We start from the raw sequence: 14,191 nt of genomic DNA, 5'->3' as shown, positions 1-14,191 counted from the left end.
ATCTCTCCTTCGCCACCGCCATGAAAAGATTCAAACAGCGTTTCACCGGCCACCAGATCAGCGTGAGCATGATCATGTGGCTCATTGCCTTCGCCTCCCTCACCTGCGGGGCGGGCATCACTTATGCCGTGCTGAAAAACGACCAGATCCAGGTCGCGCGCGACATCAAGCAAATGAACGAGGAGATCGCTTCCTGCGAACTCACGAAGGAATATTACCGTTCCAAGACTTCCTCCCTGACCAGCCGCTGGGCCATCCGCGACAGGCTGGCCCAGGACAAGTCCAACCTTCAGCCTATCGAGCCCTCAGCCGTAGAATACATTTCTTCCGAAAACGCCTCCCGCATTGCCGCGGCAGGCAATTAAATGCGCCGAGCCGTTCATGACCACGATCACGAAGTCCAGATTTGCCAGAAGAAGCCTCGTCCTGTGCGGCGTGGCGGGCGCTGCGGTCATCTGGCTGATGCTGACGCTGGTCAACCTCCAACTGGTTTCCCCCCGGAAAACGGGCGGAGTCCCCAGCGGCGGCATTATTGAACGGGAGGTTCTCCTGCCCCAGCGCGGCCGCATCATGGACGCCAATGAGGAGATCCTCACCAACAACATGCAGAGTTCCGAGCTGATTGCGGACGGCTACCACCTGAACGATCCCAAGACCATCAGCTGGGCTCTTGCCTATTCCAAGGCCGTCCACTCCGCCTTCTGGGGAGAAGCCGCCACGGACAAGGAGAAAGAGAAGCTCGTTTCCGGTTTCCGCAGCAAAATCCTGGGACAGGCGGCCAGCAAGAAGGACGGCAGCAAGGAGCACAATCTGGCGAAAATCCTGCTGGAAGAGCCTGAGGACGGCCCGGAAGGGGTAGACATGGCCAGGAAGAAGCTGGAAGAGCTTTATGAGCCGGAGATGGTGAGAAAATACGTGCAGGCCCATCTGGAATACGCCGCCAGCGTGATCGCCCCCTTCCTGCCGGACATGAGCGTGCAGGACATCATCAACACGGTGGAAAAGGACGGGGAGATTCCCAAGAAGCGCATCGTCATCGCCAAGAACCTGTCCGAGGAAAAAGCGGAACTGCTGCGCCAGGCCATCCAGAACGCCCGCGTCCAGGGGTTCCGGTTTGAGACTTCTTCCAAGCGCGTTTATTCCGTGCCGGAATGCATGGTGCACATTCTGGGCTACATCGCCCAGACGAAGGACAGCGGTCCGCGGCCCGTGGCCCTTTCCGGCCTTGAAAAACAGCTGGACGACCAGCTTCTGGGCCACAACGGCATCAGGGAGTACCGGAAGGACAGCCGGGGCCGCATCATCCCCTCCGCGGATTCCCGTTTCAAAGACGCCGTGGACGGCCTGAACGTTCGCCTGACCGTGAACATGGAGTACCAGACGATCGTGGAGGAGGAATTGGACGCCGCCATTTCCTTTTACACGGACCAGACCCACAAGCCCCGCGGCTGCATTATCGTCGTGGAGCCCAAGACCGGCAGCATTCTGGCGATGGCCAGCCGTCCCCACTATAATTTAAATACGCGCGAGGGCCTGCAGGAAGGCGCCTACCACTTCGCCGTGCAGTCCCTGTACGAACCGGGTTCCACCTTCAAGATCGTTTCCGTCACGTCCGCCGTGGACAGCGGAAAGGCCACGTTCGATACCATGATCAACTGCACGCCCTACATGGTGCCCGGCTCCCGCCCCGTCACGGACGCCCCCCGTTTCTACAGCGGCCTGACCGTGGCGGGCGTGCTGAAAAAGTCCAGCAACCCGGGCGCCTTCCGCATTGCGCTGAAATCGGGCTGGCCCACGTATAAAAAGTATTTTGACCTGTACGGTTTTTCCTCCAAGACGGGCATCGACCTGCCGGGGGAAACCAACAGCCAGTGCCAGGACGGCAGCAACTTCGTCAACTTCTCCCGCATCAGCTTCGGCTATTCCCTGATGGTCTCCCCCTTGCAGGTCGCCATGGCCTACGCCGCCATCGCGAATGACGGCGTGCGCATGCGCCCCCGGCTGGTGGACGGCATTTACGTGGACGACAAGAATTTCCAGCCATCCCCCCCCGTGGAAGTATGCCGGGTCATGAGCGTTAAAACAGCCCGGAACCTCCGGAACGCCCTGTTCCACGTCACGGACCTGGACGGAACCGCCAAAAGGGCGCGGATTGAAGGCTACAACGTGGGGGGCAAGACCGGCACCGCCCACAAGGTGAAGCCCACGGGCGGCTATTTTGACAACCGCTATACCGTCTCCTTTGTAGGGATGCTTCCGGTGGAGGACCCGGCCTTCGTCTGCCTCATCGTCATTGACGATCCCACCTCCAAGCACTGCCACCCCGGCGGCGGCACCGTATGCGCTCCGGTCTTCCAGAAACTGGCCACCCGCCTGGCGGCGGCCATGAACATTCCCAAGAATACCCCTTCCGCGGAGGCGGACAAAAAAGCCTCCCGCGCCCAAGCCTCTTCCTCCCCGTCCAAACCGCCGCGCAGATAATCCTATCATGAAGCTACTTACCTTGCTCAAAGACCTTCCCGCCCATACGCTCACCGGCTCCCCCCAGGTGAAAATCTCCCATCTGGAATGCGACAGCCGCCGCGTTCTGCCCGGCTCCTGCTATATTGCCCTGAAGGGAACCCAGGCGGACGGCCACGAGTTCATTCCGGAAGCCATCCGCCGCGGAGCCTGCGCCGTCGTCGCGGAAATGCCCTGCACGAAGGAAGCCAGGGACGCCGGAGTCAGCTGGGTGGAGGTGAACGATTCCCGCCTGGCCGTCAGCCTGATGGGCGCGGCCTGGAACGGCCATCCCTCCCGCCACATGACCATGATAGGCGTGACGGGGACGAACGGAAAAACTACGACGGCCTACATCGCCCATTCCCTGCTGAAGCAGTCCTGGCTGCGCGCCGGGCTGATCGGCACCATCGCCTATGACAACGGGGAGGAAATCACCCCCTCCACCCACACCACGCCCGGCCCGCTGGAGCTGGAACACCTGCTGAAGGAGATGTTTGAAAACGGCTGCCGCGGCGTTTCCATGGAGGTATCCTCCCATGCGCTGGACCAGGAACGCGTGGCCGGCATTAATTTTAACGTGGGCATTTTCACCAACCTGACCCAGGACCACCTGGATTACCACCACACCATGGAGAATTATTTCCAGGCCAAGGCGAAGTTGTTCGAGCAGATGGCTCAGGACACCAGGGCCCGCCGCAAGCCCGTGGCCGTCATCAACATTGACGACGCCTACGGCCGCCGCCTGGCGGAAATGTTCTCCGGCCGCATGGCCGTCAAGACCTACGGTTCCGCCCTGGGCGCGGATTTCCGCATGCTGGTGCACCACGCCACGGCCAAGGGCAGCGAATACGAACTGGAATACAAGGGAAAAAGCTACCTGGTGCGCGTGCCCCTGATCGGCAAATTCAATATGTACAACAGCCTGGCCGCGCTGGCGGCCGTCATTTGCGCCGGCATCCCGGTACGGGACGCCATCGCGAACCTCCAGAACATTCCGCAGGTTCCCGGCAGACTGCAATTGTTCACCCACCCCGGAGGCGCCCAGATCTTCATTGATTACGCCCACACGCCGGACGCCCTGGAAAACGTCTGCAGGACGCTCAAGGAAATCTGCTCCCGCCGCCTGATTACCGTGTTCGGCTGCGGCGGTGACCGGGACAAGGGCAAGCGCCCGCTGATGGGCGCCGTGGCCGCGCGCCTGTCTGACGCCTGCATCGTCACTTCCGACAACCCCAGGAGCGAGGAGCCCCTCTCCATCATCAGCCAGATTACGGCGGGCATGCCGGAAGGCAGGTACGCCATCATTCCGGACCGCGCCCGGGCCATCGCCACGGCCATCGAACAGGCCCGGCTGGGGGACGTCGTCCTGATTGCGGGCAAGGGCCATGAAAATTACCAGGAGCTTTCCACCGGACGCATCGATTTCAGCGACGCCAAGGAAGTGCGGCGCAACATGTTCATCAAGGAGAGGGAAGAGTTCCCGCAGGCATAACACATCATTTCATCTTTCATGACCTCCCTCACGGCACACGGCATCTGCAACGCCATCGGCGGAAAACTGGTCAGCGGCCCCTTTGACAGGGTCGCTTCCGGAGGCGTGTGCACAGACAGCCGCGCCCTGCCGCCCCATGCCGCTTTCTTCGCGCTGGGAGGAGAAAAGTTTGACGGCAACCTGTTTGCCCCGGAGGCCTCCCGCACCGCGGCGGCAGTCGTCGTCAGCCGCGTGGAAGAAGGGATGGACCCCTCCTGCGCCGTCATCCTGGTGGAGGATACGCTGAAAGCCCTCCAGCAGCTGGCCTCCTGGTGGCGTGCCGGGCTGACCCTCACCGCCATCGGCCTGACCGGCTCCAATGGGAAGACCTCCACCAAGGACCTGACCGCCTCCGTTCTTTCCCAGGGATTCCGGACCATCGCCACGCAGGGAAACCTGAACAACCACATCGGCGTTCCCCTCAGCATCCTCCGGGCTTCCCCGGCGGACGAGGCCGCCGTGTGGGAAATGGGCATGAACCATCCGGGAGAACTGGCCCCCCTGTGTGAAATGACGCGCCCGAAGATCGGCATCATCACCAGCATCGGCACTTCCCATATTGAATACCTGGGCTCCCGGGAAAACATTGCCCGGGAAAAATGCACGGTAGCCCGCTGCCTGCCGGAAGACGGCTTCATGATTTTCCCGGCGGACTGCGATTATGCGGAGATGATCCGCCGGTCCACCCGCGCCGCGTGCATTGAGTGCGGCATTGACTCCGGAACCGTCCGCGCGGAAAACCCGGTCTCCACGGAGAATGGGACGCGTTTCACCCTTTCCATTCCTGATTTCTGCCGGGAGGTGGTGGAACTGCCCGTCCACGGCCGCCACATGGTGGCCAATGCGCTTCTGGCCGCTGCCGCCGGCTGGGTGGCAGGTCTTGCGAAGGAGCAGATCGTCTCCGGCCTCAACCGGGCGCAGCTCACGGGCGGCAGGCTCCACTGCACCCGGTCCAACGGCATTCTGGTAGTGGACGATACGTATAACGCCAATCCGGATTCCATGCAGGCCGCCCTGCACACCGCAGCGGAGCTTTCCTGCACCGGCAGGCGCTTTGCGGTGCTGGGCAGAATGGGGGAACTGGGAACGTTTTCCGAAGAAGGGCACGCGCTGGTGGGACGCACGGCGGAAAAGCTCCGCTTTGACTGCGTGGTCAGCGTGGGAACGGACGCCGCCCGGATTACGGACGTCATTTCTCCGAACTCATCTACCAAAGGACTGAACTTCGGCTCCGCAGAGGAAGCCGCCGAATGGCTCCGCAGCCACACGGCGCCGGGAGACATCGTCCTTTTCAAGGGCAGCCGCCTTGCCCGGATGGAGCAAGTCATGAACCTCACCTTTCCGCCCCAGTAAATTTTATGCATTCCTTCATTGAACAGCTCAGCCCCGCGGGGGCGCTTGCAGAACCGGCAGGGAGAGCCCTGCTGGCCTGCCTCATCTCTTTTGTCCTGACGATGATGTTCGCCCCTCGGGTAATCCGCGCGCTGATTTCCCTGAAAATCGGCCAGCCCATCAGGACCGCGGAGGAAGTGCACAAGCTGGCGGAACTCCACGGAGCCAAGGCGGGAACTCCCACCATGGGCGGCGTGCTGATCGTAGGCTCCATGACGGCGGCTACCCTGCTGTGCGCCAGAATGAACAATCCCTTCATCATCTCCTGCCTGTTCGTCACCCTGGCGCTGGGACTGCTGGGCTTCCGGGACGACTACCTGAAGGTGGCCAAGAAAACCTCGGACGGCATTTCCGCGCGTAAAAAACTCTTCATCCAGTTCCTGGCCGGGCTGGCGGGCGTCATGTTCCTGTACCTGTACCCGGAAGGCAGCCCCCGCGTGGAACTGCATGACTACGTCTCCTCCCTGTTCATTCCGTTCTACGGCCAGGTGAATCTGCCGTGGTACGTTTACATTCCCTTCGGCGTCGTGGTGGTCATGTCCGCCTCCAATGCGGTGAACCTGACGGACGGACTGGACGGCCTCGCCTCCGGCTGCTCCGTCACCACGGGCATCTCCTACGCCATCATTGCCGCCATCTGCGGGAACTGGCTGATGGCGGATTCCCTGGACATCCCCTTCCACCCCGGCGCAGGGGAAATCAGCGTTTTCATGATGGCCCTGGTGGGCGCCTGCCTGGGTTTCCTGTGGCACAACTGCTACCCGGCCAGGGTCTTCATGGGGGATACCGGCTCCCTGGCCCTGGGCGGAGCATTCGGCATGGCCGCCGTCTGCACGGCGCAGGAGCTTCTTTTCATCGTCATCGGTGGCGTTTTCGTCATGGAGGCCACATCCGTCGTTCTCCAGGTAGGCAGCTTCAAGCTGCGCCACGGCAAACGCATCTTCGCCATGGCTCCCATCCACCACCATTTTGAACTCAAGGGATGGAAGGAAACCCAGGTGATTGCCCGCTTCTGGATGATCAGCCTCCTGCTGGCGTTCCTGGGCCTTTTCCTGATCACCACCGCCTGACAACCACGAACATGCAGCTCAACAATCTCAATATCGCCGTCCTGGGAGCGGGAAGAAGCGGACGCGCCGCGGCGCGCCTCGCCATGAAGCATGGCGCCCGGGTGCGCGTGTTTGACGCCTCCCCCTCCATCGGCAACTGGCCGGAAGACATTCCGCTGCACGCCGCCGCCACGGAGGAAGACGGGAGGGCCTTCCGCGCGGACCTGGTGGTCATCTCCCCCGGCATTGAGACGGACAGCCCCTTTGTCAGGGCCTTCCGGCGGGAAGGCGTGGAAACCATCGGTGAAATGGAGCTGGCCTGCCGCTTCTACCATGGCCGCATCATCGCCATCACCGGCACCAACGGAAAAACCACCACCACGTCCCTGGTGGAAAAAATCCTGCTTCGCGCCGGAAAGGCGGCCGTCGCCTGCGGCAATTACGGCGTCCCGATGGCGGAAATCCTGCTCCGGGACTCCGTGCCGGACGTGCTGGCGCTGGAGGTCAGCTCCTTCCAATTGGAAACCATCCGCGATTTCCACCCGGACGTGGCCGTATGGCTCAATTTTGCGCCGGACCACATGGACCGCTACAAGTCCGTGGAGGATTACTACCACGCCAAGCTGCACATTTTCGACAACCAGACGGAAAACGACCTGGCCGTGGTACGCTCCGAAGAGCGGCTTCCGCACCTGGACGTACCCGTTTGCACCTTCAGTTCGGAAGATCCGGCGGCGGACCTTTATTACCGGGAACCGCAGGTCATGGAGGGAGACAAGCCCCTGCTGAACCTGGCGGATACCACCCTGAACCAGCGCCACAACGCGGAAAACGTCATGGCCGCCCTCCTGGCCTGCCGCCACCTGGGCATTCCAGCGGAAACCGCCGCGGAAGTATTGAAGGAATTCACGCCCCCCGGCCACCGCTGCGAGACCGTCCGCACGCTGGACGGCGTGCTGTGGCTGAACGATTCCAAGGCCACGAACCTGCACGCGCTGGAAGCGGCACTGAAATCCCAGAACTCCCCCGTGGTTCTCATTGCCGGAGGCAAGGACAAGGGACTGGATTACCTGCCCCTGCGGCCCATGCTGAAGGAAAAGGTGCGCGCGTGCGTCGTCTTCGGCCAGATTGCGGACCAGCTCCAGGACGCCTTTTCCCCCGTGGTTCCCACGGAAAAAGCAGCGGACGTGGCGGACTGCGTGGCCAAGGCCCGCGCTCGCGCCAGGACGGGAGACACCGTCCTGTTCTCCCCCGGCACCTCCTCCTTTGACATGTTCACCGGCTACGTCCAGCGCGGCCAGGCCTTCCGGGACGCGGTGAACGCCCTCTCCCCCCTTTCCTGACAACCCACCAGAAACCCACCATCATGAAAACGACCAAGACCCCCGATCACAATCCGACCGGACGCACCCGTCCGAAACGCAAAATGGGCACCGTGCTCCGTGCCAAGCTCAGCAGATACCGCGCACGCGTCTCCGAATTTGAAGATGACGCTCCCAGCAGCACCGTCGTGCGGTGGCTCGTCGTCCTCCTTCTTCTCCATCTTCTTGTTATCGGCGGCGTCTATGTCCGCAGCACCTGGTTCAGGAATACGACGGAGACCGTGGAAATGGCAACCGCCCTTCCCGCGCCGCCCACCGTTTCCCAGACGCCCGTTCCTGCGGCTCCCCCGGCGGTTCTGCCCCAGGCTCCCCAGGCCGCTCCCGCAGCTCCGGTCACCATCACGCAGCCGGAACAGGTGGTGGACGCGCGCCCGAACAGGCAGCCGGCTCCCGCCGTGCAGGAACACATTCCGGACGCCGCTCCGGTGGCAGGTCCTGCGCGCCACATCGTGCGCACGGGGGATACGTGGGAACGGATCGCCCGTGACAACCAGGTGGCCGTCAATGACCTGAAAGCCGTCAATCCCAGGGTGCAGCGCCTTGTCAGCGGCAGCACGCTCGTCATTCCGGCACGCCCCGGCGACAAGATGGCGCCGGAAAAAACCGCCGCCGCGGAAACGGAAACGGACGGCGTGGCGCATATCGTGAAGAAGGGTGAGACCCTCTCCGTAATCGCCCGCAAGTACAAGATGAACTGGCGCTCCCTCCAGAAATTCAACAAGATGAACGACCGGGACGTAGCACGCCTCAAGATCGGTCAAAAGATCATGATTCCCAAGAAGTAAGTTCTTTCTCTTCCCGCCCCTGCCGCCATGTCTTCCAAAGTCTGCATGATTCTGGTCTGGTTTTTCGTCATCTGCCTTCTGGTCGTGGGCCTGGTGATGGTATCCAGCACGGCGGCCTGGGCGGAAGAAACCAAGCACCCGTACGAGCCCCTGTTCAAGCAGACCGCCTTTGCCTGCGCGGGGCTGGTGGGGGCCATGATCCTCTCCCGGATAGATTACCGGATATGGCGGAAGTATATCTGGTGGATTCTGGGGTTCGCCTGCTTCCTGCTGGTGCTGTGCTACGTGCCGGGCATCGGGAAGGAGATCAACGGGGAACGCCGCTGGATCACCATCGGCATGCAGTTCCAGCCCAGTGAATGCGCCAAGCTCTGCATGATGATGGCGCTGGCCAACTGGCTGGCCCTGTACCGGGACCGCACTACCTCCTTCTGGTGGGGGTTCGTGATGCCCGGCGTCATCTTCGGCATTCCGCTGGCGCTGATTCTTTTTGAAAAGGACATGGGCACCTCCGTAGCGCTGGCCCTGGCCGCGTTCTGCGTGATGTTCGTGGCCGGCACGCGCAAGATTTACCTGGGCGGCGCCCTAGCGCTCGCCGGAGCGGCCCTGTACGTTCTGGTACAGAGCAACGCCAACCGCCTGGAACGCTTCCTGGCCTGGAAGGACCTGGACGCCCACCGCCTGGGCGCGGGGCTCCAGCAGTACCGCGCCTCCATCGCCCTGTCCCGCGGCGGCCTGGACGGGGTGGGCCTGGGCAACAGCGCGGAAAAGCACGGCACGCTTCCCTTCGCCCATACGGACTTCATCTTCGCCCCGCTTGGGGAGGAGTTCGGCTTTTACGGAACCATGTTCGTCCTGCTCTGCTATTTCCTGATGACCTATGCGGGCATCGGCGTAGCCATGCAGTGCCGGGACGCCTACGGCCGGTTCCTGGCCGTGGGGATCGTCGCCATCATCTTCTGCCCCGCCATCCTGAACATTGCCGTGGTGACCAACGCCGTGCCCAACTCCGGGCTGCCGCTGCCCTTCATCAGCTTCGGGGGCACCAACCTGGTCTTCACGCTGGCCGCCCTGGGCATGCTCACCAGCATTCAGAGATTTTCCACCGGTGCACAGCCCAACTGTGAAATCACCCGCAAAGACGAACGCTCCATTGACGTAAGATTATGACTGAACCCTCTCCCTCGCGTCCCACCCTGAACATCGTGATTGCCTGCGGCGGCACGGGGGGACACCTTTTCCCCGGCATAGCCGTAGCCCAGGAACTTAAAAAGCGCGGCCACAACGTCACCCTCCTCATTTCCCAGAAGAAGGTGGATGCGCAGGCCAGCAAGAATTACGGCGATCTCAATTTCCGCACCATTGAGGCCATCGCGATGCCCAAAATCCCGTCCATGTCCCTGCTGGGCTTCGGGCTCAGGCTGTACAAGGCCATCCGTTTCAGCCGCAGCCTTCTGGACGAGGTGAATGCGGACGTCGTCATCGGCATGGGCGGCTTTACTTCCTTCCCCCCCGTTTACGCCGCCCACCGCAAGGGCATCCGCACCTACGTGCACGATTCCAACGCCCTGCCCGGAAAGGCCAACCGCATGACCGCCAAATGCTGCACGAACGTGCTGCTGGGCATTGAGGAAGCCAGGCATTACTTCAACCCCGCCAAATGCATTGTCACCGGCACCCCGGTGCGCCAGGAAATGGTGGCCAGGAAGGACAGGAATGAATCCAGGGCGGAGCTCCACCTGCCCCGGGAACGCCGCGTGGCCCTGGTGATGGGCGGCTCCCAGGGCGCCAGGAACCTGAATTCACTGGTCATTGAAGCAGCACGGCAATGCGCGGACTTGTGCGATTTTCTCATCATCACGGGCTCTGCTGACTTCGCGCGCGTCAGCCAGCTGACGGCGGACATGCCCCATGTGCACGTCATTGAATTCTGTTCCGCCATGGCGACTGCGTACGCCGCGGCGGACGTGGTCATTTCCCGCTCCGGGGCGTCCAGCCTGACGGAGCTGGCCCACATGGGGAAGGCCGCCCTGCTGGTTCCCTACCCCTTCGCCGCGGACGACCACCAGGCGCACAACGCGCGCGTCTTCGCGGCCCACGGCGCGGCGCGCATGATGCGTGAAAACACCCTTACGCCGGACGATATTGCGGCTTTTCTGAATGAAGTCTTCAAGGATTCCTCCCTGCTGGCCTCCATGAATGAATGTGCTTTACGTCTGGATACGCCTGATGCAGTATCCCGCATCGCCAATGTCATTGAAAACACGGACCATGCAGCCATCCATGATTGAGACTTTACGCAAACGCCTGATGGACAGGGAACATCCGGCACGTCTCCACCTCATCGGGGTGGCCGGGTCCGGCATGTCCGGCCTGGCGCTCATGCTGATGGAAATGGGGCACCGGGTGAGCGGCTGCGACCGGGTGACCAGCACGGAAACCGAACGGCTCCAAAGCCTGGGACTTTCTTTTTCCTGCCCGCATTCAGCGGACGCCGTCTCCGACGCGGAAATCGTCATTTATTCCAGCGCCATCCGGGAGGACAATCCGGCCCTTTCCGCCGCGCACAAACTGAACATTCCCTGCATGCGCCGCGCGGAATGCCTGGCGGCCATCCTGAACGGGAAGAAGGGCGTCGTGGTCTCCGGCACGCATGGCAAAACCACCACCTCGGCCCTTTGCGCTCACCTGATGCGGGAAGGCCGCATGCGCCCGTGCCACTATGTAGGGGCGGAAATCCCCGTGCTGGGCACCAACGCCCACTGGAACGAGGACAGCGAATACCTGGTGGCGGAAGGGGACGAGAGCGACGGCACGCTGGTGAACTACATCCCGGAGCACAGCATCGTCCTCAACATTGAGCCGGAACACCTGGACCATTACAAGGACCTGGATGAAATCAAGGCCGTGTTTGACCAGCTTTGCTCCCAGACGCGGGGCATGATCATTTACTGCCGCGCCCATGCCGGCGCAGCGGACGTATGCGCCGGCTATCCCAATTCCGTTTCCTACGGCTGGTCTGGTGCGGATTACACCGCCACGGACATCCTGGAACGCCGCGGCCGCACCCTGTTCACCGTCCTGAAAGGGGAAGAGGAACTGGGCCGCGTGGAGCTGGGCATTCCCGGACGCCACAACGTGCTGAATTCCCTGGCGGCCATTGCGCTGGCAACGGAACTGGGCGTGGACTTCCCGGCGATAACGCGCGGCCTGGCTTCCTTCGCCGGGGCCAAGCGCCGCTTTGAGACCAAATACCTTTCCCCCACCATCCGGATTGTGGACGATTACGGCCACCATCCCACGGAGATAGCCGCCACGCTCCAGACCGCCCGCTCCCTCCACCCGAACCGCCTGGTGGTTTACTTCCAGCCGCACCGCTACACGCGCACCCAGATGCTGGCGGACGACTTCGGCAAGGTGCTCCAGGCGGCGGACCTCGTCTTTGTGGCGGACGTTTACCCCGCCAGCGAACTGCCCATTGAAGGAGTGAGCGGCCAGACCATCATCGACGCCATGCACAGGCACGGCCCGGTGGAAACCCATTACCTTCCCGACCTGGGCACGGCCCACCACGCCATCGGCAACGCGCTGAAACCCGGAGACCTGTTCCTGACGCTGGGGGCCGGAAACGTCCACGAATGCGGCATGCGCATCGCGCGCGACCTGGCTCTGCTGGAGGATCTGGAACGCACCGCGGGCGAATCCCTGGAAGGCAAGCTGTACGAACCCATGTCACGCCACACCACCATGAGGGTGGGAGGCTGCGCCCAGTACTGGCTGGAGCCCTCCACCTTCTCCGGCATGCAGACGGCCGTCAATTATTGCAGGGACAGGAACATTCCCGTGCACGTCATTGGCCGCGGCTCCAACATCATCGTCAGGGACGGCGGCCTGCGCGGCGCCGTCATCCACCCCTCCGGAGGCGAATTCGACGTCCTGGAAATTCAGGGGAACCGCCTTTCCGCCGGCGCGGGAGTGCGGCTGAAAAAGCTGGTTTCCACCGCCGTCCAGAACGGCCTGGGCGGCCTGGAATGGATGGACGGCATTCCAGGCAATGTGGGAGGAAGCCTCCGCATGAACGCCGGGGCCATGGGCATGGACATGATTAAAAACCTCGTCTCCGTCGTCTGCCTGGATGAAGACGGGGAAATCCGCAGTCACACAAAGGAGGAACTGAACGCCCAGTACCGCTCCATCCCGGACCTGGCCCATAATTTTGTGCTTCAGGCCGTGTTTGAAGCGCAGCCCGCCCCGGCGGAGGAAATGGAACGGCTCCTGGCGGCGGCCAGGGCCAAGCGCAAGCTTTCCCAGCCCGTAGGAGCCAGCGCAGGCTGCATCTTCAAGAACCCGGAGGAAATCCCGGCGGGCAGGCTCATTGACGAGCTGGGCCTGAAAAACGCCTGCGTGGGGGATGCCTGCGTGTCAGACGTGCACGCCAATTTCATCATCAACCGCGGCCATGCCAGGGCGCGGGACATCACCATCCTGATTGACATGATCCGGAAGGAAGCCATGGAAAACCGCGGCATTGACCTGAAATCGGAAGCCCAGGTCATCGGAGACCGGGAACCCCAGTTTTAACCCATTCATTATTTTATTTCAACATGAGCACTCTCAAGCGCGACCTCAAGATTGCCCTTCTCCTTGGCGGCCCCGGAGCGGAACGGGAAGTATCCCTCGTCTCCGGAAAGTCCGTTTACGGCGCCCTGCGCCAGGCCGGGTTTACCGACGTAACGGAGGTGGACGTACATGGTCCGGACTTCCGGCTGCCGGAAGGCACGGAACTGGCCTACAACATCATTCACGGCACCTTCGGTGAGGACGGAGCCCTTCAAGCCATTCTGGAGGAACGCGGCGTTCCGTATACGGGAGCCGGTTCCCGTTCCAGCGCCCTGTGCTTTGACAAGTCCGAATCCAAGAAGGTGTTTCTGGAAGCCGGGGTTCCCACCCCCCGCGCGGAAATCCTGGACTGCTCCGGCGGCATCGTGATGCCGTCCCTTCCCCTTCCCTTCGTCATCAAGCCCCCCTGCGAGGGCTCCAGCGTGGGCGTCCACATCGTCCACAAGCAGGAAGACGTGCTCCCCGCCATGGAGGAAGCCGTTACCCACGGCACCACCGTGCTGGTGGAGGAATTCATTCAAGGCCGTGAACTTACGGTGGGCGTTCTGGACGGGGAAGCCCTCCCGGTCATCCACATCTGCCCCCGCTCCGGCTTCTATGACCTGAGCAACAAGTACCCGTGGATGAACATGGGCGGAGGCACGGACTACATCTGCCCGGCGGACCTTCCGGAAGAAACCGCCGCCAAGGTGCAGGAGGCCGCCCTGAAGGCCTACCGCGCCGCCGGCGTGGAGGTGTACGGCCGCGTGGACGTGCTGCTGCGCGAGGTAGACGACTCCCCCTTCGTGCTGGAAATTAACACCATTCCCGGCATGACCCCCTCCAGCCTGCTCCCCAAGGCGGCGGCTGCCGCCGGCTGGTCCTACGAGGCCCTTTGCGAAAAAATAGCGGAATTATCGCTAGCCACCCCCCGGAAATAGCGTAATATTT

Annotated in this window: 11 protein-coding genes; all 11 read left to right on the top strand. The window is 62.3% G+C overall.

Annotated features, from left to right (window positions below; translation table 11 throughout):
• Positions 1–20 precede the first annotated feature (20 nt).
• Genes P8A25_RS01150 through P8A25_RS01100 form a run of 11 tightly spaced genes read left to right on the top strand, consistent with a single transcriptional unit; the run spans position 21 to position 14,181 of the window.
• Positions 21–365, top strand: a complete 345-nt coding sequence (locus P8A25_RS01150; protein ID WP_022397706.1) for a hypothetical protein — start codon at positions 21–23, stop codon at positions 363–365.
• 16 nt (positions 366–381) lie between these two features.
• The gene (locus tag P8A25_RS01145; RefSeq protein ID WP_102722107.1) at positions 382–2,481 is read left to right on the top strand and encodes a penicillin-binding protein 2; all 2,100 of its coding nucleotides are present in this window, start codon (positions 382–384) and stop codon (positions 2,479–2,481) included.
• Between the two features lie 7 nt (positions 2,482–2,488).
• Entirely contained in the window at positions 2,489–3,994 is a 1,506-nt protein-coding gene (locus P8A25_RS01140) for a UDP-N-acetylmuramoyl-L-alanyl-D-glutamate--2,6-diaminopimelate ligase (RefSeq protein WP_022397708.1), read from the top strand.
• 18 nt (positions 3,995–4,012) lie between these two features.
• Complete coding sequence (murF, locus tag P8A25_RS01135; RefSeq protein WP_102731272.1) at positions 4,013–5,386, top strand: UDP-N-acetylmuramoyl-tripeptide--D-alanyl-D-alanine ligase; 1,374 nt, start codon at positions 4,013–4,015, stop codon at positions 5,384–5,386.
• Between the two features lie 5 nt (positions 5,387–5,391).
• Positions 5,392–6,495, top strand: a complete 1,104-nt coding sequence (mraY, locus tag P8A25_RS01130) for a phospho-N-acetylmuramoyl-pentapeptide-transferase (RefSeq protein WP_102731271.1) — start codon at positions 5,392–5,394, stop codon at positions 6,493–6,495.
• An 11-nt stretch (positions 6,496–6,506) separates the two neighbouring features.
• Entirely contained in the window at positions 6,507–7,817 is a 1,311-nt protein-coding gene (gene murD, locus P8A25_RS01125) for a UDP-N-acetylmuramoyl-L-alanine--D-glutamate ligase (protein WP_180973673.1), read from the top strand.
• Between the two features lie 23 nt (positions 7,818–7,840).
• A complete protein-coding gene (locus P8A25_RS01120) occupies positions 7,841–8,641 on the top strand; it encodes a LysM peptidoglycan-binding domain-containing protein (protein WP_215443272.1) in 801 nt (266 codons plus the stop codon).
• Between the two features lie 27 nt (positions 8,642–8,668).
• Complete coding sequence (locus P8A25_RS01115; protein ID WP_022397713.1) at positions 8,669–9,811, top strand: FtsW/RodA/SpoVE family cell cycle protein; 1,143 nt, start codon at positions 8,669–8,671, stop codon at positions 9,809–9,811.
• Positions 9,808–10,932 carry an undecaprenyldiphospho-muramoylpentapeptide beta-N-acetylglucosaminyltransferase gene (murG, locus tag P8A25_RS01110; RefSeq protein WP_102731268.1) on the top strand — a complete coding sequence of 375 codons (1,125 nt, stop codon included), beginning with the start codon at positions 9,808–9,810 and terminating at the stop codon, positions 10,930–10,932. Before P8A25_RS01115 ends, murG begins: the two co-directional genes overlap by 4 nt.
• Complete coding sequence (gene murC, locus P8A25_RS01105) at positions 10,925–13,222, top strand: UDP-N-acetylmuramate--L-alanine ligase (RefSeq protein WP_215443270.1); 2,298 nt, start codon at positions 10,925–10,927, stop codon at positions 13,220–13,222. Before murG ends, murC begins: the two co-directional genes overlap by 8 nt.
• 23 nt (positions 13,223–13,245) lie before the next feature.
• Positions 13,246–14,181 carry a D-alanine--D-alanine ligase gene (locus P8A25_RS01100; protein WP_022397716.1) on the top strand — a complete coding sequence of 312 codons (936 nt, stop codon included), beginning with the start codon at positions 13,246–13,248 and terminating at the stop codon, positions 14,179–14,181.
• Positions 14,182–14,191: the final 10 nt, after the last annotated feature.

The sequence above is a fragment of the Akkermansia sp. BCRC 18949 genome (assembly GCF_045011645.1).
GTDB classification, from domain to species: domain Bacteria; phylum Verrucomicrobiota; class Verrucomicrobiia; order Verrucomicrobiales; family Akkermansiaceae; genus Akkermansia; species Akkermansia massiliensis.
This window is presented reverse-complemented; position numbering and strand designations above follow the sequence as displayed.

Bases quoted from the DNA above. Each gene is read 5' to 3' on its own strand.
- P8A25_RS01145 (WP_102722107.1), top strand. From the start codon at position 382: ATGACCACGATCACGAAGTCCAGATTTGCCAGAAGAAGCCTCGTCCTG.
- P8A25_RS01150 (WP_022397706.1), top strand. From the start codon at position 21: ATGAAAAGATTCAAACAGCGTTTCACCGGCCACCAGATCAGCGTGAGC.
- murG (WP_102731268.1), top strand. From the start codon at position 9,808: ATGACTGAACCCTCTCCCTCGCGTCCCACCCTGAACATCGTGATTGCC.
- P8A25_RS01100 (WP_022397716.1), top strand. From the start codon at position 13,246: ATGAGCACTCTCAAGCGCGACCTCAAGATTGCCCTTCTCCTTGGCGGC.
- murF (WP_102731272.1), top strand. From the start codon at position 4,013: ATGACCTCCCTCACGGCACACGGCATCTGCAACGCCATCGGCGGAAAA.
- mraY (WP_102731271.1), top strand. From the start codon at position 5,392: ATGCATTCCTTCATTGAACAGCTCAGCCCCGCGGGGGCGCTTGCAGAA.
- murC (WP_215443270.1), top strand. From the start codon at position 10,925: ATGATTGAGACTTTACGCAAACGCCTGATGGACAGGGAACATCCGGCA.
- P8A25_RS01140 (WP_022397708.1), top strand. From the start codon at position 2,489: ATGAAGCTACTTACCTTGCTCAAAGACCTTCCCGCCCATACGCTCACC.
- murD (WP_180973673.1), top strand. From the start codon at position 6,507: ATGCAGCTCAACAATCTCAATATCGCCGTCCTGGGAGCGGGAAGAAGC.
- P8A25_RS01120 (WP_215443272.1), top strand. From the start codon at position 7,841: ATGAAAACGACCAAGACCCCCGATCACAATCCGACCGGACGCACCCGT.
- P8A25_RS01115 (WP_022397713.1), top strand. From the start codon at position 8,669: ATGTCTTCCAAAGTCTGCATGATTCTGGTCTGGTTTTTCGTCATCTGC.